This window comes from Maribacter sp. C-4077 (assembly GCF_055378385.1).
The window spans coordinates 1,009,249-1,036,063 of sequence record NZ_AP038807.1; the positions used below are offsets into that span (position 1 = coordinate 1,009,249).

A 26,815-nucleotide genomic window follows, 5' to 3' on the forward strand; every position below is an offset into this window, starting at 1 on the left:
TAAGTCTGTCATTAAGGGAGTATTATCCTATAACCACCCAAAAAAATTGTAGAGACTTGAAAAAATATGTTTTATTTTTTTTAACGTGCTTTTTTTGGCAAGGTTCTATCCTAGCTCAAATAAAGGACAATAAGGAAATTTCAGAGCTAATTTCAAAACTAAAGCAAGACATTCGTGGTCCCTATAAAGATATCCGTTGGTTCTGTACCGATGGGAGCATTCGCCAGCCGAAGGATCCCTGCCCTGATGAAATAGGCCCAGGCTGGCAACATGCCAGATATCGTGATGATGTTTTGGAGTTGGGCAAGTCAAACCATATTTATTTAGGTCAAATTCTTGCCTACACAGACCCAAAGGATTTTTGGGATTCTGAAAATGACCATGCCCGATTAAAACAATATCAATTGGAGCAGTATCTTAAAGGTGTCGATGATGGCTGGATTTTGCAAAAAGGACAGTATTACAGGGGTGCCGTTCAATCAGAAGACGAAGAGACTTGGGGAATTGATTTCTATAAAGATTTATTAAAAGATGATGAAAGTCTAGAGAAAAAATTCTTTTTGATTCGACAGTCATTAAAGGATGTGCCTCACAATGGCGATAGTAATATCGCTCAAAAAATGCGAAGTGAATCAAAGGTGTTGTCAGATGAATATGTCCCCTTTATGGAACTTCGCATCAAAATTCATGGACGCCCTGAACCTTCCGATATTCAAAAAGTGGAGCGGTTCATAATTAAACATCAAGATAAATTGACAGGTACCTTGAACGCTCAATTTAGGGAATTGCTTTCTACCATGCGTGAGTTTCACAGACCTATTGATTTGGGCTCTCTTACCAAAAATATTGGTAACCTTCAGAATTCAAAACTGAAAACTTTCCTAAACCAATTCGCGAACAATGGTAATCTGGCCAATAATCCGACCGAATTGATTCGTGAGGCATCCGATTTATTGTTAAAACTCAGAGAGGGAATTTTATTGGAGACAGATTCACAAGTTCGCTTGGAACTTTTGGATGTTTCACTAAAACTGGAAGGTTTGGTCTTTAAAAATGCATTGAATTGGGAAACCGATAGCTTACAATCCCTTTTGGAAAAAATATGTCACTTAGGTATGGCTTCCGCTGGTGCGGGATTTTTGGAAATATGGGAATGGAATCAGCTGCAGGGTTATCTTTCAAACTACGAATCGGAATACCTCTCATTGGCCGAATTGACCGAAACCCTGCAACAAGCGCGAAGTGGGGTGGAGTGGAGTGCCAGCATGGTAAAGTCCAATTATGACGATGTTGTCGAAACCTACGTAGGATTTGAGCCCATGGCGTCCGGTTTTATCGATGATAAAATCAGGGGTTCCGTAGCCCTACACTTGGGTAATGCCGTGGGTGAGCTTGGTAGTTTTATTGCTTCGGAATCCTCATTGACCAATCAGGTTATGGACGTTTCCAACCAAAGTACCGTTCGGGGGTTAAATCCTGGCTATGCTTTTGGAGAATTGGTCGTAATCGGAGGCAGTTCAGATGATATCGAAGTATCTTCGGATAAAATCTATGTGTTTCAAAGCCCCCCTTCCGACTTGAAGCCTGTGGCAGGAATTGCAACGGTAGCCGAAGGAAATATGGTTTCACATGTGCAATTATTGGCCCGCAATTTGGCAATTCCGAATGCGGCCCTATCCAATGAAAACCTACAACAATTGAAAAAGTATGACGGGCAACGGGTGTTCTTCGCTGTTTCTAACAAAGGAAATGTGATATTAAAACCCGAAGCGCAAATGAGCGAAATTGAAATAAACCTCTTTTCGAAAAAAGAGCGAAAGGATGAACGGATCGAAGTGCCCGTAGGTCAAATTCGTTTGGATGAAAAGGGAGTTTTGGATATGCGAAGCGTAAATGCCGATGACTCAGGGAAACTATGCGGCCCTAAGGCAGCAAATTTGGGACAGTTGAAAAAAATGTTTCCAGATTATGTGGTCGAAGGGTTGGTCATTCCCTTCGGGATTTTTAGGGAACATATGGATCAGACTATGTCTGGGCAAACCGTGAGTTACTGGACTTTTCTGAATAATGTGTTCATTGAGGCGGACCGAATGCGTTCAAACTCCATGGGAGAAAAAGAGGTGGAAAACTACCAATTACGCCAGTTGGAAATACTTCGCGAATCAATCAAGACAATGCCTCTTAAAACAAAATTTGTAGAAGCCTTGAAGGTGGGATTTAAAAATGTTCTTGGTTCAGATATAGGTGAGGTTCCGGTTTTTCTACGGAGCGATACGAATATGGAAGATTTAAAGGATTTTACCGGGGCAGGACTCAACCTTACCCTTTTCAACGTGGTCGAGGAGGAAAAGATTTTGGATGGCGTTCGTGCCGTCTGGGCTTCCCCTTATACAGAGCGCAGCTTCAAATGGAGACAAAAGTATTTGTTGAACCCAGAAAATGTCTTCCCTTCCATTTTGGTGATTCCCAGTGTCGATGTAGATTATTCTGGAGTTTTGATTACCAAGGGAATCGTTTCGGGCAACGAAAATGATTTGACCATTGCCTTTAGCCGTGGTGCAGGTGGTGCGGTGGATGGGCAGGCTGCCGAACAATACTTATTGAAGAAAAATGGCCAGAATATGTTGCTGGCACCTGCCCGTGAATCCTATTATAACAGCCTACCCAAAACTGGGGGAACCCTAAAAAAAAGCGCCACTTTTGAATCTCCCGTACTCAACCCAAAGAATCTTAAAGATATTCGTAGTATGGCCAAAACGATTCAAGAACGTATTCCAAAGGAAACAAAATCCGATTATCATGGGGCCTATGATGTTGAACTTGGTTTTAAGGATGATAAATTGTGGTTGTTTCAAATCCGTCCCTTTGTAGAAAATAAAAAGGCCCTGAGCTCTGATTATTTGGAATCGATTACCCCAAAAGTGGAATTAAACAAAATGATTTCCTTATCAAAAAATCTATAGCTATGGAAAAAATAGTTGCATTGGCGTCGATTTGTTTTCTGGTGATGGCCTTTACTGTATCGCCCTATCCCATTGACGGCTATGAACGAACCGGCATAAAGCGATTGAAGCGGTTGGAACTCATCCAAAGTGGCGAACTCAAGGATGCCTCAACCATCCCGTTGGGAGCTTTAAAATCTTGGGAAGAGATTTCGTTGAATTTAGCGTCAAGAAAAGAAGATAGTCTGGGGTCTTTTTTTCAAGTTGATGATGGTCTCCAAAGGGAAATAGGTGGAATGTTTCGTGGTCTTGACAGAAGCTATTCCATTGCAGTGCTTGATATTTCGAACTCTGACAGTACCCGTTACGCACAGCGAAATGAAACCTTGGGCTACCAACCTGGAAGCGTTGGTAAGTTGGCAGTGTTGAATGCCCTTTTCCATCAATTGTCCAAGATATACCCTGACTCCTTTGAGCAGCGAATTGAGCTCCTGAAAAATAAATCTGTTAAGGCAGGGGTTTGGGGCCTTACCGACGAACACACCGTTCCTATTTTCAATATCGAGAAAAATACCTTGGTAAAAAGGCAGGTCATCGCCAGTGATGTCTTTTCGCTTTTTGAATGGGCGGATCACATGCTTTCGGTCAGTAATAATGGTGCGGCAAGTATCGTTTGGCGTGAGGCCTTGTTGATGTCTGTCTTTTGCGAAAAATATCCGGAATTGACCAAGGAGGAGGCTGATGCCTATTTTAAGGAAACCCCAAAAAAGCTATTGACCGATATGGCAAATGATATTGTCAACCTTCCTTTACGGCAATTGGGTATCACCCATGAAGAATGGCGTCTGGGCAGTTTTTTTACCGGAGGGGCCAATACTTATGTTGGTGACAAAGGGGGCAGTATTGGCACCCCATTAGGGTTGATGAAATTTTTGGTCCAGTTGGAACAGGGCAAAGTGATTGATGAGGCATCAAGTCTTGAAATGAAGCGGTTGATGTATATGACCGATAGGCGTATTCGATATGCACAATCACCGTCTTTAAAAGAAGCTGCGGTATATTTTAAGTCGGGCAGCCTGTACAAATGTGATCGAAGCAAAGGAGAGGAATGTGGTAAATACATGGGCAATGTAATGAATTACATGAACTCGATAATCATCGTCGAACATCCCGATAATTGTAAATATATAGTCGCCTTGATGAGCAATGTGCTAAGGAAGAATTCGGCTTCAGATCATATGTATTTGGCCAATTTAATAGATAGGGCGATACGTAAAGGTTAGTTCGTTCAGCTATTGGTATATTTATAACTGTTCCGAGCCAATTGTTTCCAGCTTTAGACTGTCCGGCTGAATTATCGGACCACCGACACTGTCGAAGAAAACCTTCCGATTGATTGAATCTTGAATAATCGAATCTTTTATAAAAAGTTCTTTTAAATAAACAGAATCCGTAGAATAATGTGCCATAGCAGAAGCTGCATCCAGCTCAGAGTACGAGGGGCAACCAAAATGTTCCTGATCAAACTCAAAATTCGTTAGCATGGGTCTTTTCCAACTACTAAGACTCCTAAACGCGGAAGCGACCATGGGCATGGCCGTTCTTGCTCCGGAACCATAGCCCATTTGTACCCTTTTGTCCAAGGTACCCACCCAAGAACCGATTACAAGTTCCGGTGAGCATCCAATGAACCAACCATCGGAGTTGTTCTGGGTGGTTCCTGTTTTCCCGATTATGTTAAAGGGTACCCCGTATGCCTGAAAACCTTTCCCCGTGCCCTCTTGGGTAACCTCGAGCATCATTTTTTGTAGCGTTTTTACATTTTCCGTTGCGGAAACCCGATTCCCTATATTTTTTTTATCTGCGGTAAAAAGGACCGTACCATCTTCCTGTTCTATTCGTTCAATGATATAGGGCGTAACCGAACGCCCACCATTTGATATGGAGGCATAGGCTTTAACCATTTCAAAAAGTGAAATTTCGGCCGTACCCAAAACAATAGATGGTACATCTGGTATTTCAGTATCGATTCCCATTTTTTTGGCCAGCGCAATGACATTTTGGTTACCCGTTTTCAACTGAAGTTCGACCGAAACGGTATTGATTGAATTTGCCAATGCGCCATGCATGCTATAACTGCCCCCATACCTGTGGTCTGCGTTCCTTGGTGTCCAATCTTCAAACTTGGAGTATTTTCTTAAAATGTTGTCGTAGAACGTACAGGCATTTTCGTGGGAGTTCAGGGCAGCGAGATAAGTAATGGGCTTAAAAACCGACCCCACTTGTTTCGGTTCTTGAATATGGTCTTTTTGCGAAAAGCCGTAATCAATACCCCCGAGATAGCCCATAATCTCGCCGCTTCCGCTGTTCAAGGCCAAAATACCCGTATGCAATCTGGTCACCGCCTTGATTATGGAATCTTTTAAAGATTGGTCCACGTCGACCCATCCCAAGCCAAGCTCCCAGTACTTTCTATTTTGAATTGAATTTACAAATTCATCCAACTCAGCCTCGGTCTTCCCCTGCTGCCTTAATTTTTTTACCTGCGGATGGTCGGCCAATAGTCGTTTTACCAAACCCTCTTTACCCCCTTCAACTGTGGCACTGGTCCAAGCCCTATCCATATCGGCCTGCAACCGTTTCATTTGTTGGGTCATGGCATTTTCAAGGTATCTCTGTATATTGGGATTGAGCGTGGTATATATTTTTAGACCATCCAACTCTACATCGTACTGTCCACCGTTACTTTTTGGATTTTCAAGTGCCCATTTATTAAATTCTCGGCGTATAAATTCTTTATAGTACGATGCAAAAGAGGATTGTTTTACAGGCGGCTGATAATTAAGTGCTAGGGGTTTTTTGGCCAAATTGGCTAAACTATCGTCGATATAACCATATTTAATCATTTGCTCAAGAACGATATTTCTTCTTTTTTCGGCTCTCTTGGGATGATTCCTCGGGTTGTAGAACGTTGGTGCCTTTAAAAGACCTACCAAAGTGGCACTCTCCGAAAGATCAAGATCTGTTGTAGATTTATTGAAAAACCGATGCGCCGCCTTTTCCAGGCCATATAGATTCTCACCAAAAGAAACCGTGTTGAAATAAAGCAATACCAATTCATCCTTGGTATAAATAGTCTCCAGTCGTTTTGCAATTATGATCTCTCTCATCTTATTGATCGGAGTGGTCAAAAACCTTTGTTTTTTACGTCCGAACAAATTCTTCGCAATCTGTTGGGTTATGGTACTGCCGCCCCCTGCATCTTGACCTAGCAAAACCGACTTGATTAGAACCCGGGCGTAGCTTTTATAATCGATGCCGCCATGGGAAAAAAAACGGACGTCCTCAGTAGCTACTAAGGCATTGATGATTTCATTTGTTAGCTCGGCTCGCTCAATATTCGACCTATTTTGAAAAAAAAATATACCTATCGGCTGTTCGTCTTTACCATAAATAGTAGAAGTTACCGGATTCTGAAGTGCTTTCAGTTCTTGTTTTGTAGGGATATGTCCAAATGCGCCAAAATAGGTTAACAGAAAAAATGAAAATACAGCGCCAAGGCAAGATGTAAAAAGGTATAGGGTAAATTTGATGGGGTGCTTTCTAATAAATCTTAGGGAACTTAAAATTATTTTTTTGGATTTTCGCAACAAAATTATGACCTGAATCATTAATCTGTGGCTGATATGTTCCACCCGTTCCTTCATTCGTTGCAAAAGATTAGTTTTCTGCATTTATCTCTGAAATGGCATTCAACGCAAAAGTCCTGATTTTTAAATCGTTTTGTTTTGACAAAGGCTCCAAAATAGGCAAATATTTTTTATCACCCTGTTTTCCAATAAGATAAAGTACTGCCAACTTCACCTTTAAATCGGGCATATTCAAAAGCAGTTCAAAACATTCCTTTTCAGAGGGGATTTTTGGTTTGATGCGCTGAATAGACTCTTCGGAAGAAAAATCCCTCATTACTTCTTCAATGATTGGAAAAAGCTGCTGTTTGAGGCTTCCGGTCAACAGATTGTCCAAAAAATCAATGGCAGTGGATCGAAGCTCTTCTTCATTACTTGTCAATCTTTCAAAGGCCAATAGGATATCCTCTTGGGCATATTTAAGCCCCAATAACTTAAAAATACGCTCCAAACCAGCATCCAGACGCCGTTCCAACAATTCTAAAAGTGAAGTTCTGGCATCCCGTTCCTTTTGCTGAACTTCTTGCCGGGGCCTTTTACGATTTCGGTACGAGATTATAATTTGGGTATGCATCGCGTTGAGGGTCTGGTGAAAAAGTTTACACTCTTCATAAATCTTGGAAGCCACTTCAAAACGGTTGAACTTTATTTCAGGATGCGATGAACGCAGGTTACTTAGTGAACGGATACTTTCCAATCGAACGCTAAGATCTACGTCCTTGAACAATTGAAATAGATACTGTATGGATTCTTGGTTGCCAAACGTTTCAATAACCCTTGGTATGAACCTACGCGCTTCCAAGCTTACCTTTTGTTCTTTTACCATCCATACCAAAACTGGCATTACTCCAAGTCCATAATTCCTTAGGGAAGCTATTACTGGTCCTCGATAGATTTTTTTTGGAAGCAATTCCACTAAATTGGGAACAAAAGATGATTCCATGCTTAACCCCATTGCTTCGATGGCTTCCATGTGTAAATCCACATTATGGCCATTCAAGATTTGGGTGAGTAGGGAGTGGAATTTTGTCAACCCGGCAATACCTATGGTCTTTATTAAATAAGGAGACAAATTTTTATCCGATTCTTCCACAGCTTTTTGAATACGCCTTTCCAAATGATATCGGTTTCGCATCCTTTGGTTGTTTATAGACTCCCTAGCCAAAGAAAAAAGTGCTGCACCAGCGATATTTTTATCCTTATGGTCAAGATAGTATGAAAATATGGCCTCAGGTTCGTTTCTTGAGTGCAACAGCAAAAAATCCATAGCCGCCAAGTTCAAATCCTCATCACCGATAAAAAGTAATTCGTTCATGTTCCACGGCATGGATACGCTATCCAAATAATAAAGATTTTTGATAGCCGATGTCTTTACCTTATTGGAAGGATGGTCCAAGAGGTTTCGAACATCGGGGGCGAAACGTTTATCATTAATTTCCATCAGCTTATCCAGCATAAAAAGGATTTGATTTTCATTTCCTTCGGAAAAGACCTTGCGCATACCTTTCAAGACGGAAACCTGCTTGACTACTGGAGCTGCCAATTCTTCGTTGGTTTGTCCCCTCAAGTTGGCCCTGAAGGTTTCATAATAAGTTTTGCGGACTCTAAAGATGAAATAGGCCCATAGTAACACCAATGCGATAACCAACCAAGTGACCTGATAGCTTTGCCACTCAAAACCTTTTATCAAAAACACCAATAAAATTCCCGCAATACCGGTGGCCAAACTATCGATGACGACATCAATGAATGATTTGGTCCTATTTTTTATTTCAAAGGGTAGTGGTAATGCCAGCAATTCAAAAGCACTTTTGTTTATCGATTGTTTTAGAGCACCGTCCATAGCCTTAATGACAACAACCGCTGAAAGCTCTGGCAGAAAAAGGAAAAATATGCTGCCAAGCAAGATCCCCAATGGTAACAATAGTAGGGAAAAACCAACTCCCCAAACACCAACAATACGCTGTGTTAGAAATAACTGTAACGCTAAAGAGACCAGATTAAAGGTCGAGAACCAAAACCCAAAAAAAGAGGACAGTTCATCGGGGTCGGAAATGGCATCGGCGGCATAATCGCTGAACAGGTAATCGACTAGTTTGGCGACCAAAACGCTTATACCCACAAGCATGGCAAGATTTCTTAAATGTGGTTCCTTTTTCACCAGCTGAAAAGGTTTTTCCGAGATTGTCGGATACGTTTTGCTCTTTTTGAATTCATTTAATTTCGTGACGCGAAAGCTCCAGATTCTTTGTAGTAGTGGGAGCAACAGAAGTAGTAAAAAGGCCGCTAGGAGCATCATGGTACCATTTCCAAACCATGGGGCCAATAACGAAGTCAGGTAACCGCCAAAAAGGCCGCCCATGATGGCTCCAGAACCGATAAATCCAAACAACCTTTTGGCGTCCCTCACATTGAAAACCAAGTTTGCCAATACCCAAAATTGGGAGGCCGCCAAAACTCCATAGATGGCTACCCAGGTATAGACGATGTAAAGCATCCATCCTTTTAAAATATCCAAAAACACAAAAATTCCTGCGGAAATCAACACCAAACTTGAAAAAACAAGTGTGTATCGAATGATAGTTTTTAGTCTGTATCTTGAAAGTAATTGCGAGTACCACAACGAACTCAGAATGGCTCCTATGGCAACCAATAGATAACCGAACGGGAGCTGCTCTGGACCAAGTTCTGAAAGGAAAAGTGCACTTACCGTTGGTTTTAGCACTAAAAGTACCGCTACAACGATAAATATGTAGCAGAACATAAAAATAGAAATGCGCAATTCCCCCCTGCGAATATCAAAGAAGTCCGAAATAAATTTTTGGACCATTCGTAAATGTTGGTTACTTGTTCGACTTTATCAAATAACGGGCTTTTTCAATACTTTCTCCACAGGTTTGACCAAGTCTCGGATAATCTGTTCCCCATTGGCGTCGTCAATCAAGGCAACTAATATATAACGCCTTTCAGGGTCCTTGCCCCAAACCAAAACAGAATCGGAGTGGTAGGTTTTCCAAGAACCTGACTTTCGGAAAAGTCTGGCATTTGGTGCAATCTGATCTAATGTATTGACAAACTTGTGGTGCAGTTCAGGGTTTTCCATAATGTCAAGCATCTGTTTTGAACGTCTTTCATTGACCAATTTACCGTGGGCCAAAAGATAGTAGAACCGGCATACTTGTGATACTGACGCGGCGTGGCTTAAGTTCTTTAACGGTTCACGATGCGTATCACCGCCGCCGCCATAACGCTTTCCTACCCAGAGACCGCCTCCAGTCTCCTCGTCATAAAAGGCATATTTGGAATCCGTCATAACCTCTTCGATTTTGTCATAACCCAAACGGTCAATCATTCGGGTAGAGGCCGCATTATCAGATTTACTGATCATCAGGCGCATATCTTTTTTAACTTCGATAGTTTCATTCAATTCCCCTTTTTCAATGGCGTCCATTGAAGCCAACAATATGGCAATCTTTGGCAAGCTCGCCGCGTACATCATATGGGTACCATTGACCCTGGCAAATCGTATATCTTCAGGATTACTTAGGTCAACGATACCAACCGCCATTTTTTTTGAATCGATGAGTTGTGCCCAATCCTTATTTTTGGTAAGCTCGTATTCTAGATTATTTTGCAATGATGTATCCACCATTTTATAAAGTGGTTTTATACTCTTTTCCAAGGTTTGTATAGGAAGTTGGGATAGAGCATTGCAACTCCATCCAATAGCCATTACGAAAGTCAATAATCTTATTCTCATCAAGTTAATTCGAATTCAATAAATCTGTGTGAACAACAAGGACTTAAGGACATGCCATTGAAATTTGGTTATCTAATATATCTTACCAATAAAAAAGTAGGTAAAATTATATAATCCATTTATGTACAATTTGTTAAATATTGTCAATTGTAACGTTTTTGAGGTATTCTTTAAACTTAATTTTATTTTTTGCCATATTTCTATTCTCTTAATTATTCAGATTCACTTTCCCATTCAAACCCTCTCAAATAAATCTCCTTTGTTCTTTCCATTTTATTTCAATTGCATTTATCTTGTGAAGCGATTCATTTTGACTTTTAAAACCAATCAAATGCCCACTATCATGAGAATCCCAGTCATTTTCAACAAGAAGTTTTCCTTCCTACTTCTAACCACATTTTTTGTTCTCTCTTTACATGCGCAAGACTCCGGCAGTTCATACGAGGATTTGACCGCTTTTTTTAAGGAGTGGAGAACCTTTGAAAACCCTCCTTTGCGGGATGGCGCACCGGATTACACCCAGGAAACCTTTGACAAAAGATGGCCGGCATTCCAAACCCTACATAAAAAGTTGCAGGAGATGGATACCACAGGCTGGTCCATACCCGATCAAGTAGATTGGCGTATCGTAAACGCAGAGATGAACGGCTACGACTTTAACCATCGCATCTTGAAACCCTGGCAGCGCGACCCCGCCTTTTATGCCACCATTTGGACGGCACGAAGCGATGTTCCCGCACACGAAGGGCCAACGCATCACGTCATCATAGATCTTTGGACCTATAATTTTCCGTTGGATAAGGAACAACGCACCAAATTATTGGCGCAGCTAACGGTCATTCCGCCCTTGAACGAACAGGCCAAACTTAACCTGACCGGGAATGCCAAGGACCTTTGGATTGCCGGAATTCGCGATATTAAAACCCAGAGCAAAAACCTGGAAGATATGAAGGAGCTCCCCGGAATATCAAAGGACCGAAAAATAGTAAAGGCCATAGAAGAAGCCATTGCTTCTACGAACAATTTAGCAAGTTGGTTGGAGGCCGAGGCATCCAACAAAACCGGGCCATCCGGTATTGGGAAGGAAAATTATACCTGGTACCTACAAAACGTGCATTTGGTGCCTTTGACCTGGGAAGATGAAGTCATGATCTTAAAACGGGAACTTTCCCGAGCTTGGTCGGCCTTAAAACTCGAGGAGCATCGCAATAGAAACCTACCCAAATTGACCGATGCCAATTCCCCCGAGGAATACGACCGTCGTGCCAAAGCTGCCGCAAAAAGCCTTCTGGATTTTCTGGACAAAAACGAAATGGTCACGGTAAAGGATTATTTTGAACCCGCATTAAATGCACATCTTGGCGGTTTTGTACCCCGGGAAACCCGCAACTTTTTCTGGATTACGGCGCATTATGACCAACGGCCCCTATACTCCCATTTTTACCATTGGTTCGAGCTGGCACGTATGGATACTGAACCGCATGCCAGTGAAATCAGGCGAACGCCCCTCTTGTACAATATTTTCGACTCCCGTAACGAAGGTACGGCCACGGCCGTAGAGGAGATGTTCATGGATGCGGGACTGTATGACGATTCCCCTCGCTCTAGGGAAATCGTTTATATTATGATAGCCCAACGAGCCGCAAGAGGACTTGGTTCCCTGTATGCCCATGCCAATATGATGACCATGGAAGAGGCCGGGGGCATTCATTCTGAATATACCCCACGCGGCTGGATGAAGACTGAAAAGGAATTGTTGCTTTTTGAACAGCATCTCTACCTGCGGCAACCTGGCTATGGCACCAGCTACATTACCGGAAAATATCTCTTGGAAAATACAATGGCCGAATACGCCCGAATGAAAGAAGCCAAAAATGAACCTTTTGAAATGCGCGCCTTCTTTGATGAATTGAATTCGGTGGGAAGTATTCCCATTTCCTTAGGCCGATGGCAAATGACCGGTGTAGAAAATTACTTAGGGCAAGAATAGCGATAACTGTAAATTTCCTATCGTAATGTTCAATGCCAAACCAAAGAAACTGGCCCGCCAAATGGGACTATTGGCCCTTACGGCCACGGGTGTATGTTCCATGTTAGGTGCTTCCATCAACGTGGTGCCCTTTATGATCCAACGAAATGTTCCCGGTATTGGGCCCTACGTTTTACCAGCCTTTGCCTTTGCTGCCATACCCGCATTGTTTGCCGCTTTGGCATATGGAATTTTGGGTTCGGCCATGCCACGGGCCGGTGGCAGCTACATTTACGCCAGCAGGGGTCTCAACCCTTACCTAGGTTTTATTGCCAGTTTTTCGCAATGGTTCGGGCTTTCGATTGTCATTGGGGTCATTGCCTATGTCACCGTTCCCTTCATCAGGGATGTCACCTTGGCCTTGGGTTGGGAAGGAACCTCCCAAAGTATGGAAATTGGATGGATCAGGGTGACCATCGCCTTGAGTCTCATTTGGGCCTTTGTAGCTATCAACATCCAAGGCATTAAGAGTTACGAGCGCATTGTCCTGCCTATGATGTTCCTCATGTTCGGTTTGGGAGGAATTGTCATCGTTGCAGGTTTGATTTATGATGCATCGGATTTCCTGCTAGCGCTTGAAAACAACACGGGAACAACTTTTGAACCGACCGAGCATACCGATTTTGACTGGCGCATATTCCTATCGGCCGCAGCCCTATTATTCTCCAGTTTTATCGGTTTCGACTCCATCGCCCAGGCAGGTGGGGAGGCCAAAAACCCGACAAAATCCCTTCCCACGGCCATTCTTCTAGCCATTTTTGGTGTGGGGTTGTTTTACTTTTTGTTCGCCGCATCGGTATACCATATCGTTCCTTGGAGCTATGTGGCCCAGGAAGCCATGGGTAAGGACATTTCCGCGCCGGGCCTTTTAAGTTATGTATTGCCCTCTGGTCTGGGAATCGCCATTTTGGCCGGAGCGGCTATTGCCTTGATCAATGACCTGCCGGCAATGCTTTTGTCCGTCTCCAGATTGATGTTCGCATGGGCGAAGGACGGTATTTTTCCCAAGGCCGTTTCCAAAATACACCCTAAAAAGCAAACCCCGCACATTGCCCTTTGGGCGGCAGGAGGCATGGCCAGCATCGGGGTTTTGGGCTCCCATTTTGCGGGCGATTTCTTTTTGGGCATCGATATCATGGTCACTTCCATGATGGTGAATTTTTTATTGATGTGCATTACTTTGGTTTCCATCGGAAAACTAAATCCTGAAATCGCAAAGCGAATTGGTGTCCTGAAAAATAGAACGATGCAGCTTCTGATAGGCTGGATGGGCATTATTACACTATCGGCCTTTTTGATTATCCATACCTATAAGGATATGATGGCGGAGACCAAAGCTTGGTATTTTCACTCCACCCCCATTTGGGGCATCGTCATGGGCGTGGCAAGTGCTATCTTTGTCTATAATTGGGTCCGACTGAAAAAAAATGAACCCCTTTTGAAAGAACGATTTTTACAACTTCCCGAAGAATAAAACATGCAAAAAACGATAGCGTTAGCGGATGGTCTGGAAATTTCACGTGTAGTGACCGGACTTTGGCAAATTGCCGATATGGAACGGCACGGAACTACCTTGGATCCCGTGGAAACGGCTAAATACATGCAACCGTATCTGGATGCCGGACTGACTTCCTTTGATATGGCCGACCATTACGGCTCCAGCGAAATCATTGCAGGTACTTTTAAAAACAACCTTACAGATAAAAACGCTGTTCAACTTTTTACCAAATGGGTACCCAAACCGGGGAAGATTACCCGAGCGGCTGTCCGTGAAGCGGTCAATACGGCCCTGGAAAGGATGCAGCAGACTTCCATTGACCTCATGCAATTTCATGCATGGTACTATCCAAATCCCAGTTGGTTGGACGGGTTAATCTATTTGAAGGAACTAAAGGACGAAGGGCTCATAAAACATTTAGGCGTTACCAATTTTGATGCGGCCCATTTGCGCATTGCCCTGGCCAGCGGTATTCCCATTGTGAGCAATCAGGTATGTCATTCCTTGATAGACCAACGTGCCCGAGGAAACATGTCCGCGGTCTGTAGCCAATACAATGTAAAACTATTGGCGTTTGGTACTTTGGCGGGCGGATTTTTGACCGATGCCTGGTTAGGCAAACCGGAGCCCAAACATGCGGAATTGAATACCTGGTCACAGATGAAGTACAAGCGCTTCATAGATGCCGCCGGGGGGTGGGAACCTTATCAGCACGTGTTGAAAGCCGTACGCAAGGTAGCGGACAAACACAAGGTCTCCATTGCCAATATCGCTACGAGGTACATCCTTGAAAATCGGGCCGTGGCCGCCGTCATCGTTGGAGCTCGATTGGGTAAAAGTGAACACATACAGGACAACCGAAGCATGTTGGACATCACCTTGGACCCTTCCGACATGGAAAACATCAAAAATGCGTTGGAGGAATTACAAATGATTCCGGGTGACTGTGGGGATGAGTACCGAAAGCCTCCCTTCTTGACCGCATCAGGCGACCTCAGCGACCACTTGGAAACCATTCCAAAAGCGTTTACGCCGATAAAAACCGGACACAATCGCGAACAGATTTTTAGCGGTACGGAATGGGAGGATTACGCCGGATACTGCAGGGCCGTAAAAGTGGATAACAGGATCCATGTTTCTGGGACGACCGCCACCCATGGAAATCTAATGATTGGCGGGAACGATCCAGCGGCTCAGACCCATTTCATCATCGATAAAATTGAAGGAGCTATTTCCTCTTTTGGAGGTTCGTTGAACGATGTAATCCGTACCCGAATTTTTGTGAACGAGTTATCCGATTGGGAAGCTGTGGCCCGCGCGCATGGAGAGCGGTTTAAAGACATCAATCCGGCAAATACCTTGGTGGAGGCCAAATTGGTGGGCAAAGGCTATATGGTGGAAATTGAGGCCGAAGCGGTTTTAAGCCAATAATACACCTATTCCATTTCCCAGTCCAAATCGGATTTTTTGATTGCCGATGCAAAGTCCTGCCACTGGGTATTCATAAAATCGTCCACGGCATCAGAAAAATCGGAAATCAACTGGGTTGCCTGCACCAAGTTCTCCCAATGCTGTTTGGATGGTTCCGTGGTCTGGGCGGCAGCGATCTGTAGGACTTCCCTAATTTTTGAATAGGCCGATATTTCAAAGGATTGCCAAGCCCCCACCTGACGTTCCGGTCTTGGGGTCTGCCCTTTTGCTTTTAAGGCTTTTAAATCCGTATTCATTCGGTCGATTTTTCGTTGTAAGGAAGCGTTCGATTTCCCCGATGCATCTGAGACTAGCTTAAGTAGCTTTTCCACCTTTTTCTGCTTTTCATTAATGGATGTAAGTTTCCCTGAAATCCGTTTTACTTGCTCATCGGCCCCTTTTCTGTAGTTGTACAACTGCCGGTCTACTTCCTCGTCCAAATCGAAACGTGGATCAGAGATTACCCTTACTTTTGTAGTATCGGATACATTTCCATACTTCAAGACGATGGTATAGTCTCCCGGCAGCACGGGGATATCCCTGGAAAAATCGTCCGTCCAGGAACCTGGTAAGGAACTTGACTTTTCGTCCAATTTCCAGAGCACGTAATTCAATCCAACTTTGAAATCTTTGGTTTCCACCGAATTGATGTTATTGCCTTGATGATCAAAAATATCGGCCTTAATTATTTCACCCTGCTTGGGTACTTCCGAAAGGTAAAAGGGGATTTCGGTTTTTTGAAAGACCTTGTTCTCGCCCTCAAAAGTGGTGTGGAACCCGGTCCAAATATTCCCGGGCGGATTTATAAATAGTCCTTTGACCTGTACGGCATCGTTCATGGGTAGGGCGGTCAATCCCTCTTTCAATCTGTTCCCGGCAATTTCACGTAAAGACAACAAATCGTCCAGCACCCAAATGGCCCTTCCAAAAGTTCCTACAATTAAGGCGGATTCCGTTTCCTGAATTTTTAAATCCATGGTGGAAACTGAGGGAAAACCGTTTTTAAACTGTGCCCATGTTTGGCCTTCATCGGCACTGATCCAAAGTCCGTGCTCCGTTCCCAGAAAAACCAAATTGGGTTCTACCGCATCCTGGATAACGGTGAGGGCATATCCACGAACCGAATCTCCATTTGCCATTCGCTGCCAGGTCTTTCCAAAATCATCGGTCCTAAAAAGATAAGGCGCATAATCGCCCTTTCTATAATTGTTCACCACCATCCAAGCGGTTCCTTTGTTATAGGTCGATGCCTGAATCTGTGCAATCCACCCTTCTTCTGGCAAATCGGTTACATTGGAAGTGAGATTGGTCCATGTCTTTCCACCGTCCGTGGTCAATTGCACCTGACCGTCATCGGTACCTGCCCAAATCAATTGCTTGTCCAGCGAACTAGGGGCAATCGTTAAAATAGAAGAATAGCGTTCCGCCCCGGAAATATCCAGGGTGAGTCCGCCGTAATCTCCTTTTTGGTATGCCGGATTATTGGTGGACAGGTCCGGTGAGACAACCTTCCAAGTGGACCCTTTGTCCGGAGTAAAATGCACGAACTGGGAACCGTAGTAGGCCGCATTGGGGTTGAACGGGTCCCGTGCAAAACCAGCGTTCCAATTAAAGCGCAGCTCAGTTTTTAGATCGGGGCCGGGCGGTTGAATGCTTACGTAATAGCCTGTCAATTTATCGTACCGATACAAATTTCCATTCTGTGAGGAACCGTAGCCAAATCGGGAGTTGTCCAAATCGGGCGAAATGTCAAAGCCATCGCCCCCCACTAAATATTGCCAATACAGGGTACGGATGCCCCCGCGTTTCCAGGTATAGGCCGGTCCGGACCAGTTGCCATTGTCCTGCATGCCACCATAGACATTATAGGGGCGGTCGTTATCCACACCTACATGGTAGAACTGTGCCACGGGAATGGTCTCCGGAAAATACCAGCTTTTGCCATGGTCATGCGTAATACCTAAACCACCATCGCCCCCAATGATAAAATGCTTTGCATCCTTGGGATTGACCCAGAAGGCATGAAAATCGGCATGGATTCCCTTGGTTTCGTCGGCAGGAATCATGGGAATCGTATCAAAAGTCACTGCACCATCATAACTGACGGATAAGGGCTGATAAATATTATAGACTCTATCTGCATCCTCTGTATCCACCGCCAAATCCTGAAAGTAAAAAGGTCGGTTATTGGCGAATTTGGGCGTATCATTGATGATTTCCCAATGCACTCCTCCATCATCGCTGCGGTAAATGGCATTTTTTTTCGCCTCTATCTTGGCATACATCCTATTGGGGTTGGAAGGGGCGATCGCCAGCCCGATTCGTCCCAAATCGCCAGAAGGCAGGCCTGCATCGGCAACCAATTTCCTCCAGTTTTTTCCTGCGTCCCCGCTCACAAAAAGTCCGGAACCTTCCCCTCCCGATGTAAAATAATACGGGGTGCGTTCGTGCTCGTACAAGGCCACGAACAATTTTTTGGGATTCCTTGGATCCATGACCATGTCCGCAACGCCCGTTTTTTCATTGGTATACAGTATTTTTTCCCAATGGGCACCGCCATCAACTGTTTTGTACAGTCCCCTATTTGGATTGGCCGAAAAAGGGTCTCCCATAGCACCAACATAGATAGTATTTGGGTCGTTAGGGTCAATGATAATCCTGTGGATGGTCTTGGTAGCTTCCAGTCCAAAATGCTTCCAACTTTTTCCTCCGTCCTCGCTTTTGAAAATTCCCATGCCCAAGTTCATGGAATTTCTAGGATTTCCTTCGCCGGTACCTACCCAAATCACATTGGGATTGCTTTGCTGTATGGCCAAGGCCCCAATGTTCTGTGTGGGCTGTTCATCAAAAACTGGACTCCATGCAGAACCACCATTCTCGGATTTCCATACCCCACCAGAGGCAGCACCTACATACATGATATTTGGGTTTTCAGTTACCACATCAATGGCCGTTATCCTGCCACTCATATTTGCAGGTCCCACATTCCTAATTTTTAGGTTCTGTAGTTTTGAAAAATCGATTTGTTGGGCAAAGCACGTAACTATAAAAAAAGTAGAAAAAAGAAGCGTAAAAATTGATTTGTTGGCCATTGGAATTATTGAGTTAAAAATCAAAAATAAATCATCCAAAACAATTCAGATGCACATTATTGATCTCCTAAAATAGGATTTCAGATTTAACTAAAGTAGACCTTCGCTTTTTAAGGTTTTTTTGAGTTGTGACTGGTTATCCCAAAAACGTTCCTTTATTTTTTGAATGGTCTCAGCGTACTCTGGATGGGTCTTAAGGGGGGCTATGAGCGGATCTTCTTCCAGAAACAATAATATCCAATATTGAAAATGGTCCTGTGTGGCAAAATTCTTAAGTTCGTCAATAGCTTCGTCAATTCTTCCGTCATAAGAATATTTCATAGCAATACTGGCACTTTTGTACATGGATACATCTTGTTCGCAATAAATGGCATAGGCATTATAAAACTCCCTTGCCTTTTCTTCCTTTCCCACCTTGGAATACGTTAAACTAATCTTCAGGTCTTCTTGTGGGTATATTTTTAGATTATTTTGACTCCTGGCTTCAACAAAGGCTTTATAATAAGGGTAAGCACCTTCATAATCCCTCTGAAAATAATGGAGCTTTGCCACTTCCTGTAGAATATCCAGACGGGTACTATCCTTTTCCAGTTCCTTTATCAAGCTTTTTTTGGTTTGCTCCATATCACCATTTTCGGCATACTTAATATAAGCCTTTAAATAAGGGGCATAAGCGTTCTTTGGATCAAATTCAAGGGACTTGACTATATATTTTGAAGCTTCTTTTATGAATCCTGTTTGTGCAAGTGCATTACTTAGTGTTAGGTAAATATAACTTTTGGCAACAGAGTCATTGGCAGCGATATCCAGTTGGATACCTATGAGGGCATATTTTAAATATTTGGCAGTATCCGGTATATAGCTGTTGTATAAAGTAGACAAAACCTGAACCACATCAGCCGAATTGGGATTATATTCCAACGCCTTTTCCAGATGGGGAACAGCTAACCTATATTCATCCGTATGCACATAATATAGAGCCTTGGCAATAAGGCTAACATCGTTTTTAGCATCGTATAAAAGGGCTTTATCCGCATAATTGTTGATGAGCTCCGTGTAGTTTTTCTGCCTTCGATTGATATCCAGAAAATAATAGGAGATGGCCAAATTGGCGTAGGCCAATGCAAAGGTTGGGTCATGTTCAACTGCCTTTTCAAACAAGGGAATGGCCTCCTCCAGACCTTCTTTGGTCTTTAAATAGTAAGGGTCTAATGCTCTCAAGTAATACTCGTAAGCCTCAAGGTTATCTGTGGGTTTCTTTTCAATTTGGGCCAACTCTGCGGGCGTTACCACGGCTTTGATAGCATCTGCGATCCGTTTGGCTACATCATTCTGTAGGCTAAAAATATCCACCACTTCTTGATTGTACTGTTCAGACCATATAGGGGTATCCGTTGTTGCATCTATCAATTGTATATGAAGCAAAATCGTATTTCCAACTCTTTGGCCACTACCCTCTACCAAATAGTTCACATTAAGTTCCTGGGCAATCTCCTGCACATTTTTTTGGGTTCTTCTATATTTTTCGACGGAAGTCCTGCTAATAACCTTTAAATCCTCAATTTTTTGAAGATTGTTCAAGGCAGATTCCATAAGCCCATTTACAAAATAAAGGTTGGTAGAATCGCTACTCTCATTTTTAAAGGGAAGCACGGCAATGGATTTCTCCAACATCACCGTTTGATTTGGCTCTTTTTTGGAAATAAAAAAATAAGCGGCCATGATTAGAAATACTCCAACAATAGCTATAACCGGCCAAAAATAAAGCCGTTGCCTAACGGTGTCCTGTTGTGGGGGCAAGGACAACTCTGTCTCCTTATGTATTTCCCCTGGAGAAAAACCATACTGTTCCCTAAAGCATTTTATAAAGTATGAGGTACTTCCAAAACCTACTTGATACGAAACCTCGGATACCGTTGAATCGGATTCGTTTAACAAGTTCATGGCCTCTTCCAATCTAATTTTACGTATAAATTGACTTGCAGATAATTGGGTTTCCTTTTTTATTTTCCGAAGCAAATTGGACCTGCTCATGTGCATGGCATCCGCCAGTTCGGATACCCCAAATTGTTCATTAGATAGGTTTTTGAGAATTATGTCCCTTGCTTCTTCTAAAAAGGTTGACCTGTTCACAGATTGGATAAAATACTTGTTTTTACTGCCCCTAAATTAGAAAAAATGTAGGGAACCAAGGTATTTCCTTGAATCGCCTATCATCACAGGCCAAACACCATATTGCGTCATATTTTATACCGTTGCGCCATAGTTTTTATACCCTCCTGAAACTTGATATGTTCTTCCGCATAACTAGTAAACCTTGCATCACAGCCTCATCGACCTTTGTAATATCAAAGAAATCATATAAAAACCTTTAAAAATTTATGCATGAAAACAATCAAAAAACAAATTATGTTAAGAATGGCCATTACTGCCCTTACCTTAATTACTACAATTTCTTATGCTCAGAAGAATTCAGCTTCTCATAACAATTTTACCAGAGATGGCTTTATGTTCGAATTTGGCCTTGGAGGTGGTGTTATTAGTATTGAAGATAGTGGTGGACTCCGAAACTTTGATGATAGTCAAGGTGGTGGTACTTTTCCGGAATTAAAGTTTGGTTACATGTTGAATAATAGTTTGGCGATTACCATTTCTTTACCTGGAATGATTTACACGCTTGATGAAAATGATAGGGACTTTGGTGGTATAATACCTTCTGTTCAGTATTGGATAAAGGATAGATGGTGGGTACATGGCGGCGCTGGTTTAGCCATAGATTCTCCTGCTCTCTACGATATCAAGGAAAATGTTAATGACGATTGGAATACAGGTATAGCGGCAATGGTTAGTACGGGTTATGAAGTCTACAGAAAAAACAAATTTGCATTAAATGTGCAATCCAAACTGCTTGTTGGTGGTGTAAAGCTAAACAATGACATTGACAGAGAGGTTGTGCAATTTAGTTTGGGAATTGGTTTTAGCTGGTTTTAATTAATAAGGAGTTTTAAAAAGTAAAGAAAATGAAAAGTCTATTTGTAATACCATTGGCATTAATGATTCTTAGTGCCTGCAATGACCAATACAATACAAAAACCGAACAACCAACACCGGCTGATTATACGGCAGGTGAAAAATGGATCTGGAAATACAAGGGTGTGACTACTGAAGGAGAAGTACGCTCAGAAGGAACAGATACAAGGGTAGTCGTAAGTTATGATGGAGTTTTAGGAATGACTATCGGTAAAGATACCATTCCAATTGCAGAAATTGCTAAACCAGATGACAGTAAAACACCAAAGTACGACTGGCCTCTTGAAATTGGCAAAAAGTGGAAATATGAGAATAATTGGACTAGTCAGGATGGAACTACCGGAAATCAAAGTCAAACTGCCGAAGTACTATCATTCAAAGAAGAAACAGTGGAAGCCGGAACTTTTATGGCATACACCATTAAATATTCTGGCAAGACTACCAATTCCAGGGGTTACAATGCAAATGAAACAGAAGTTTGGTTGTATGCTCCTGCCGTGAAAAATTTCATAAAACTAACCCAAGACCAAGGTGAATTTCACTACGTAGAGGAATTAATCGAATACTCAAAACCTAAATGAAAGCAAAAATGATTGTAAATAATGAACAAACACGTATGATTAAGATAGCGAGAACAACCGGTATATGGTATTTAATGATGGCTATTACAGGAATTCTAGGATTTATGGTCTTTCATTCTCAAATATTCGTATCCGGTAATCCTGAACAAACGCTATCGAATTTGGTAGCATTGGAATCGACTGCAAGAATTAGGTTAGTGTTAGAGTTTGCTATCGTACTATCACAGGCACTCACCGCTGTTTGGTTTTTCAAATTATTTAAGGACAATTATGAATGGGAAGCTTGGACGCTAGGTATATGGGGCATGGTGAATGCCGTAGCCATAATGATAAGTGCAATTTCAATAGCCTCAGCAATAGGTATTGCAAATTCCGATATAAGTATTACGGAAGACAAAGTTCTACTAATTCAGATACTTCAACATATGATTTCAAATGCTTGGGGAATTGGTGGTCTATTTTTTGGGCTTTGGTTATTTCCAATGGGATACATTGTTATTAAGTCAAAAAGGTTGCCTATCTGGTTAGGAAGAGTTCTTATTTTAGGTGGTAGAGGCTACCTGATTAGCACTGTTATACGCTACGCAGGAATTGATTTTAGCTTCAATAGATTTCTTATGCTACCCGCAACCATTGGAGAATTCTGGATGATAGGATATTTACTAATTTTTGGAATAAGGCCAATCAACGAGAAAAATTAAACTAAAATGGCATATAACATTGGTTAAAAAACAAACGGTTGAAAGTTTTAAGTAAAGATTGTGACATTCGACAAAAATCAGTTCTCGGATGAAAGATTTACGGTTCTAAAACCGTACTTTTCTTACTAGAGACCATTGCGGCTAATTTGAGTTAACCTATGAAATTATTTAGAAAAATTCGGCATAGGTTAATATTAGACAATAAGAAAACGCAGTATCTGAAGTATGCGTTAGGCGAAATCGTTCTAGTAGTCATTGGAATTTTAATTGCCTTACAGATAAACAATTGGAACCAGTCAATTAAGGATAAGGATTCCTTACATGAATATTTGACTAAAATTAAAACTCATACGGCTGAAGATATAGAACAACTAGCAGGATTAACAAAAGGTCGAAAACAAATTGCAGATATCTGTAAAGAAGCCCGCAATAGCATTTTAAATAAGACCGAAAAAGAAAATCTTTTTTTATTCAAAGTAAGTGGGGCTGCTTTTGCCGATTTCTATTTCAAACCAAATTCAGGGGGTATGAATCTTTGAAAAACTCTGGTTTTTATGGAAAAATAAATAATACCAAACTTGATTCACTATTGGCTAAATATCATGGTTTAGTGGATATCATAGCGGAAAATGAGCGAAATTACAATCAATATGCCGTGTACCAAGAAAATTATCTCGATTCGCAATTCGATAGGTCACTTATGTTGGCTTCTGCGTTTATGCCATTGGATTCCTTAGCAACCAAAGCCACACCTCTATCTGAATATGACGAAGCATTTATCGAGTTTACAGCAGAACCTGCTTATAGAAATGTTATAAGTCTAGCTGCGTGGCAGTTTGACACGATGATTGAACAATATAGCGAGTTAACAGAACTAGGACATCTCATAATAGAAGAAATTAATACGACAACCGGTGACTAAAAAAGAAAATATAATCAAAAAAAAAATGGGATACTGGCCACAAATTGAATACAATCTGTTGAATTATAAAAAACAACAACTGTATTGATGTAGCAGCCTACAAAAAATCATGAAGACACTCTTCAAAACAGAACAAGGAAAACAAGCTATTTTAAGTCTATATGATGAAAAGCTAAAGGAACTCAAAATTGCGCATAAATTTCTGAAGGTGAATACATCTTTTGGCGAAACAAACGTAATTGCAACTGGCAATTCAACTAATCCACCAATAATTTTGGTGCATGGCTCAAATGGCTGTGCACCAATAGCTTTAGAAACGTATCCAAACTTACATAAAACACATCGAGTATATTCTATTGATGTTCTGGCTCAACCAAATAAAAGTGCTGGCACCCGTTTGAGTATGAAAGATGATTCTTATGGAAAATGGATGATTGAACTAATCCAAAATCTAAATTTAGACTCAGTAGCAATGGCAGGTTTCTCCTTTGGTGGATTAGTGATTTTGAAAACGCTTGAATACGATGAAAGTAGGATTACCGGAGTCTATTTGTCCGCCCCAGCTTACATCGTAAATGGCAATCCATTAATAGCATTGTTCAAAATTTTCATTCCGATAAAACGATACATAAAGACTAAAAAACCAAAATACATTGAGAAGTTTTTAACGGAACTATTCACCAAAAGGGATGAATTTGCTTTCAAATTCCTATCAAAAGTGTTTTTGGAGTTTGACATGGACTTCACACCAGTACCTGTGATTGATGCTAAGAATGCTGCCAATATTAAAACGCCGATTACAATTTTTGCTGCCCAGCATGATATTATTTTTCCCGGTAAGAAAATGCTAAAAAGAGCAAAAAGGATTTTTCCATCCTTGACATTGGATAATTTACTAATTGATTCAAAACACGTTCAGAGCGAAAACCAAAACCGAATCATAGAAGAAGTAATAATTAAAAATCCAATTTAATTTACTTTGACCTATGCCTTTCTGGACGTACAGTATGGCTTGACCATTAGCATCGTATTAATTCAATTGGCGCTCAAACGAAAGAAACATTTAAATCATCAATCATACCGAATGTAGCAGAAGTGAAAAAAGACACTATCCCAATAAGTGTGCAAATAGAAAATTATGGGTAATTCCAGTATTTCCACTAATAGCTTGCCACCAGGTCATAAATCCTACTTTGCGTCATAATTTATATGAATTCACCATAGTTTTTATCCACTCCTGAAACTTGATATATGATTCCGCATAGCTTGTAAACCTTGCTTCATGACCTCATAGACCTTTGTATCATCAAATAAATCGATTAATAATCTTAAAACAAAAAGTCATGAAAACAAGTTCTTTCAAATCGTTTAAAAACAGAGTAGGTATCTCCGCTCTTATGTTAGTATTCTTAACAGGATGTGGTGAATCGGCCAACAAGGAAAAAGTAACAACAGCTGTTACCAATGAAAATAGCGTCCCGAAACCTACCATGGACCTACAGGCGGCTATACTATCAAATAATGTAGAAGTAGTAGAACAGCACATTGCTTCTGGAACGGACATCAACAAAAAAGACGCCATGAGTGGTTCCACACCGTTGATTACCGCAGTAACTTTTGACAAAGGAAATATCGCTGCAAAACTAATAGATGCGGGAGCAGATCTTACCCTTAAAAACAACGATGGTGCCACTGCATTACATGTTGCTGCTTTTTTTGGACGTGTAGAAATGGTACAACTCTTGATCGATGCCAATGCGGACAAATCCCTAAAAAACAATTTTGGAGCTACCGCTAGGGAATCGGTAATGGGACCTTATAATGAAGTTAAGCCCATTTATGAAATGTTACAGCAACAGTTGGCTCCCATGGGCCTACAGTTAGATCTTGCCGAAATAGAAAAAACACGTCCAGTCATTGCAATAATGTTGCAATAGGACATTTTAATCCACTACAATGAAAACACAAAGAAGATACGACATTGATTGGTTGCGGGTCATTGCTATAGGCCTACTTCTAATCTATCACATAGCGATTGTTTTTCAACCTTGGGCCATGTTCTTGGGATTTATTAGAAGTGAGAATTCATGGGAGGGTCTGTGGAAGCCCATGACCCTGCTCAATGTCTGGCGCATTCCATTCTTATTCTTCGTTTCCGGCATGGGTGTTTATTTTGCCATGAAAAAAAGAAATTGGAAGCAATTGGTTTGGGAACGTTCCAAAAGGATTCTATTACCTTTTCTCTTTGGAATCGTGGCCATTACACCGCTTCACATGTACATTTTTCAAAGCTATTACAAAATTTCCCCAAACTATTTTCCACATGTGGGCCACTTATGGTTTCTAGGAAATATCTTTTGTTATGTACTACTATTGATGCCGTTATTTTTTCTGCTAAGAAAACACGAGAATGGTACGTTTCAAAAAGTACTGTCCAAAGTGATGAATCATACTTTGGGACCACTAAGCATTGCCCTTTTCCTTATGTTGGAAACGTATATACTACAACCTCAACCCTTTGCGATGTACGCCCAAACTTGGCATGGCTTCTTTTTAGGATTGCTCGCTTTCCTTTTTGGTTTTATGTTTATGTACAGCGGTACTAGTTTTTGGAAAACCGTCTTACAATGGAAATGGGGGTATTTTGGCTTGGCTGCCATATTATATGCGATTCGATATTCCGTTTTTGCCACCGAAGCACCAGGGTATTTAATGTCCCTTGAATCTATAAGTTGGATTCTATGGGTATTTGGAATGGGTTATGGCTATTTAAATAAACCTAGCAAAACGCTTATATATTTAAGCAAAGCGGCATATCCAGTCTACATTGTTCATATGTTCGCTTTGTATTTGGGAGCATTATTAATTCTACCGCTGGATATACCTGTATCCGCTAAGTTTATTATCATTACAATATTCACTATGGCGGTCTGCTTTTTAATCTTTGAATTCCTAATACGTAGAATTCCATTCGTAGGGCCTTTATTCGGATTGAAATGGGATATGAGACCAAATCCGAACAAAAAGCTACCTGAAATACAAAACACTTTCGATAACGAAAACCTTAAAACGGGAAATGAATCCCTATCTTAAAGACTTAT

18 protein-coding genes are annotated in these 26,815 nt (G+C 41.6%); 13 read left to right on the top strand and 5 right to left on the bottom strand.

Annotation, left to right across the window (positions count from 1 at the left end; all coding sequences use genetic code 11):
- The first annotated feature begins 56 nt into the window (after positions 1-56).
- On the top strand, positions 57-2,963 hold the full coding sequence (locus ACZ41C_RS04465; protein WP_464564636.1) for a PEP/pyruvate-binding domain-containing protein: 2,907 nt from the start codon (positions 57-59) through the stop codon (positions 2,961-2,963).
- 2 nt (positions 2,964-2,965) lie between these two features.
- Positions 2,966-4,225, top strand: coding sequence for a serine hydrolase (locus ACZ41C_RS04470; protein ID WP_464564638.1), 1,260 nt, complete (start codon positions 2,966-2,968; stop codon positions 4,223-4,225).
- A gap of 21 nt (positions 4,226-4,246) precedes the next feature.
- Here ACZ41C_RS04470 and ACZ41C_RS04475 read toward each other — a convergent pair whose 3' ends face one another.
- The 3 genes from ACZ41C_RS04475 to ACZ41C_RS04485 are packed head-to-tail and all read right to left on the bottom strand — an operon-like array spanning position 4,247 to position 10,391.
- Positions 4,247-6,676, bottom strand: coding sequence for a transglycosylase domain-containing protein (locus ACZ41C_RS04475; RefSeq protein WP_464564640.1), 2,430 nt, complete (start codon positions 6,674-6,676; stop codon positions 4,247-4,249).
- Positions 6,663-9,461 (bottom strand): Npt1/Npt2 family nucleotide transporter, encoded by a 2,799-nt coding sequence (locus tag ACZ41C_RS04480; protein ID WP_464564642.1) that lies wholly within the window; start codon positions 9,459-9,461, stop codon positions 6,663-6,665. Before ACZ41C_RS04480 ends, ACZ41C_RS04475 begins: the two co-directional genes overlap by 14 nt.
- 30 nt (positions 9,462-9,491) lie before the next feature.
- Positions 9,492-10,391, bottom strand: a complete 900-nt coding sequence (locus ACZ41C_RS04485) for a serine hydrolase (RefSeq protein WP_464564644.1) — start codon at positions 10,389-10,391, stop codon at positions 9,492-9,494.
- 343 nt (positions 10,392-10,734) lie between these two features.
- On the opposite strand from ACZ41C_RS04485, the gene ACZ41C_RS04490 reads away from it, so the two are divergent.
- The 3 genes from ACZ41C_RS04490 to ACZ41C_RS04500 are packed head-to-tail and all read left to right on the top strand — an operon-like array spanning position 10,735 to position 15,349.
- Positions 10,735-12,381, top strand: coding sequence for a hypothetical protein (locus tag ACZ41C_RS04490; RefSeq protein WP_464564646.1), 1,647 nt, complete (start codon positions 10,735-10,737; stop codon positions 12,379-12,381).
- Between the two features lie 25 nt (positions 12,382-12,406).
- Positions 12,407-13,894 carry an APC family permease gene (locus tag ACZ41C_RS04495; protein ID WP_464564648.1) on the top strand — a complete coding sequence of 496 codons (1,488 nt, stop codon included), beginning with the start codon at positions 12,407-12,409 and terminating at the stop codon, positions 13,892-13,894.
- Between the two features lie 3 nt (positions 13,895-13,897).
- Entirely contained in the window at positions 13,898-15,349 is a 1,452-nt protein-coding gene (locus ACZ41C_RS04500; RefSeq protein WP_464564650.1) for an aldo/keto reductase, read from the top strand.
- Between the two features lie 5 nt (positions 15,350-15,354).
- On the opposite strand, the gene ACZ41C_RS04505 is transcribed toward ACZ41C_RS04500, so the two are convergent.
- Both ACZ41C_RS04505 and ACZ41C_RS04510 read right to left on the bottom strand, forming a co-directional pair.
- A complete protein-coding gene (locus ACZ41C_RS04505; protein ID WP_464564652.1) occupies positions 15,355-18,480 on the bottom strand; it encodes a WD40/YVTN/BNR-like repeat-containing protein in 3,126 nt (1,041 codons plus the stop codon).
- Between the two features lie 90 nt (positions 18,481-18,570).
- A complete protein-coding gene (locus tag ACZ41C_RS04510; RefSeq protein WP_464564654.1) occupies positions 18,571-20,613 on the bottom strand; it encodes a helix-turn-helix domain-containing protein in 2,043 nt (680 codons plus the stop codon).
- Positions 20,614-20,865: 252 nt separating this feature from the next.
- Here ACZ41C_RS04510 and ACZ41C_RS04515 point away from each other — a divergent pair, with 252 nt between their 5' ends.
- The 8 genes from ACZ41C_RS04515 to ACZ41C_RS04550 all read left to right on the top strand — a co-directional run bounded on the left by ACZ41C_RS04515 (position 20,866) and on the right by ACZ41C_RS04550 (position 26,807).
- The gene (locus ACZ41C_RS04515; protein WP_138257153.1) at positions 20,866-21,471 is read left to right on the top strand and encodes a hypothetical protein; all 606 of its coding nucleotides are present in this window, start codon (positions 20,866-20,868) and stop codon (positions 21,469-21,471) included.
- 29 nt (positions 21,472-21,500) lie between these two features.
- Positions 21,501-22,091 (top strand): hypothetical protein, encoded by a 591-nt coding sequence (locus tag ACZ41C_RS04520; protein WP_464564656.1) that lies wholly within the window; start codon positions 21,501-21,503, stop codon positions 22,089-22,091.
- Positions 22,088-22,792, top strand: a complete 705-nt coding sequence (locus ACZ41C_RS04525) for a DUF4386 domain-containing protein (protein ID WP_464564658.1) — start codon at positions 22,088-22,090, stop codon at positions 22,790-22,792. Before ACZ41C_RS04520 ends, ACZ41C_RS04525 begins: the two co-directional genes overlap by 4 nt.
- 158 nt (positions 22,793-22,950) lie before the next feature.
- A complete protein-coding gene (locus ACZ41C_RS04530) occupies positions 22,951-23,331 on the top strand; it encodes a DUF6090 family protein (RefSeq protein WP_464564660.1) in 381 nt (126 codons plus the stop codon).
- Complete coding sequence (locus ACZ41C_RS04535; protein ID WP_464564662.1) at positions 23,328-23,714, top strand: hypothetical protein; 387 nt, start codon at positions 23,328-23,330, stop codon at positions 23,712-23,714. Before ACZ41C_RS04530 ends, ACZ41C_RS04535 begins: the two co-directional genes overlap by 4 nt.
- Before the next feature lie 109 nt (positions 23,715-23,823).
- Entirely contained in the window at positions 23,824-24,687 is an 864-nt protein-coding gene (locus tag ACZ41C_RS04540) for an alpha/beta hydrolase (RefSeq protein WP_464564664.1), read from the top strand.
- A 370-nt stretch (positions 24,688-25,057) separates the two neighbouring features.
- Positions 25,058-25,651: an ankyrin repeat domain-containing protein gene (locus ACZ41C_RS04545; protein WP_464564666.1), complete on the top strand. Its 594-nt coding sequence runs from the start codon at positions 25,058-25,060 to the stop codon at positions 25,649-25,651.
- Between the two features lie 19 nt (positions 25,652-25,670).
- Complete coding sequence (locus tag ACZ41C_RS04550; RefSeq protein WP_464564668.1) at positions 25,671-26,807, top strand: acyltransferase family protein; 1,137 nt, start codon at positions 25,671-25,673, stop codon at positions 26,805-26,807.
- Positions 26,808-26,815: the final 8 nt, after the last annotated feature.

Bases quoted from the DNA above. Each gene is read 5' to 3' on its own strand.
- ACZ41C_RS04470 (WP_464564638.1), top strand. From the start codon at position 2,966: ATGGAAAAAATAGTTGCATTGGCGTCGATTTGTTTTCTGGTGATGGCC.
- ACZ41C_RS04475 (WP_464564640.1), bottom strand. From the start codon at position 6,676: ATGCAGAAAACTAATCTTTTGCAACGAATGAAGGAACGGGTGGAACAT.
- ACZ41C_RS04480 (WP_464564642.1), bottom strand. From the start codon at position 9,461: ATGGTCCAAAAATTTATTTCGGACTTCTTTGATATTCGCAGGGGGGAA.
- ACZ41C_RS04485 (WP_464564644.1), bottom strand. From the start codon at position 10,391: ATGAGAATAAGATTATTGACTTTCGTAATGGCTATTGGATGGAGTTGC.
- ACZ41C_RS04490 (WP_464564646.1), top strand. From the start codon at position 10,735: ATGAGAATCCCAGTCATTTTCAACAAGAAGTTTTCCTTCCTACTTCTA.
- ACZ41C_RS04495 (WP_464564648.1), top strand. From the start codon at position 12,407: ATGTTCAATGCCAAACCAAAGAAACTGGCCCGCCAAATGGGACTATTG.
- ACZ41C_RS04500 (WP_464564650.1), top strand. From the start codon at position 13,898: ATGCAAAAAACGATAGCGTTAGCGGATGGTCTGGAAATTTCACGTGTA.
- ACZ41C_RS04505 (WP_464564652.1), bottom strand. From the start codon at position 18,480: ATGGCCAACAAATCAATTTTTACGCTTCTTTTTTCTACTTTTTTTATA.
- ACZ41C_RS04515 (WP_138257153.1), top strand. From the start codon at position 20,866: ATGAAAACAATCAAAAAACAAATTATGTTAAGAATGGCCATTACTGCC.
- ACZ41C_RS04520 (WP_464564656.1), top strand. From the start codon at position 21,501: ATGAAAAGTCTATTTGTAATACCATTGGCATTAATGATTCTTAGTGCC.
- ACZ41C_RS04525 (WP_464564658.1), top strand. From the start codon at position 22,088: ATGAAAGCAAAAATGATTGTAAATAATGAACAAACACGTATGATTAAG.
- ACZ41C_RS04530 (WP_464564660.1), top strand. From the start codon at position 22,951: ATGAAATTATTTAGAAAAATTCGGCATAGGTTAATATTAGACAATAAG.
- ACZ41C_RS04540 (WP_464564664.1), top strand. From the start codon at position 23,824: ATGAAGACACTCTTCAAAACAGAACAAGGAAAACAAGCTATTTTAAGT.
- ACZ41C_RS04545 (WP_464564666.1), top strand. From the start codon at position 25,058: ATGAAAACAAGTTCTTTCAAATCGTTTAAAAACAGAGTAGGTATCTCC.
- ACZ41C_RS04550 (WP_464564668.1), top strand. From the start codon at position 25,671: ATGAAAACACAAAGAAGATACGACATTGATTGGTTGCGGGTCATTGCT.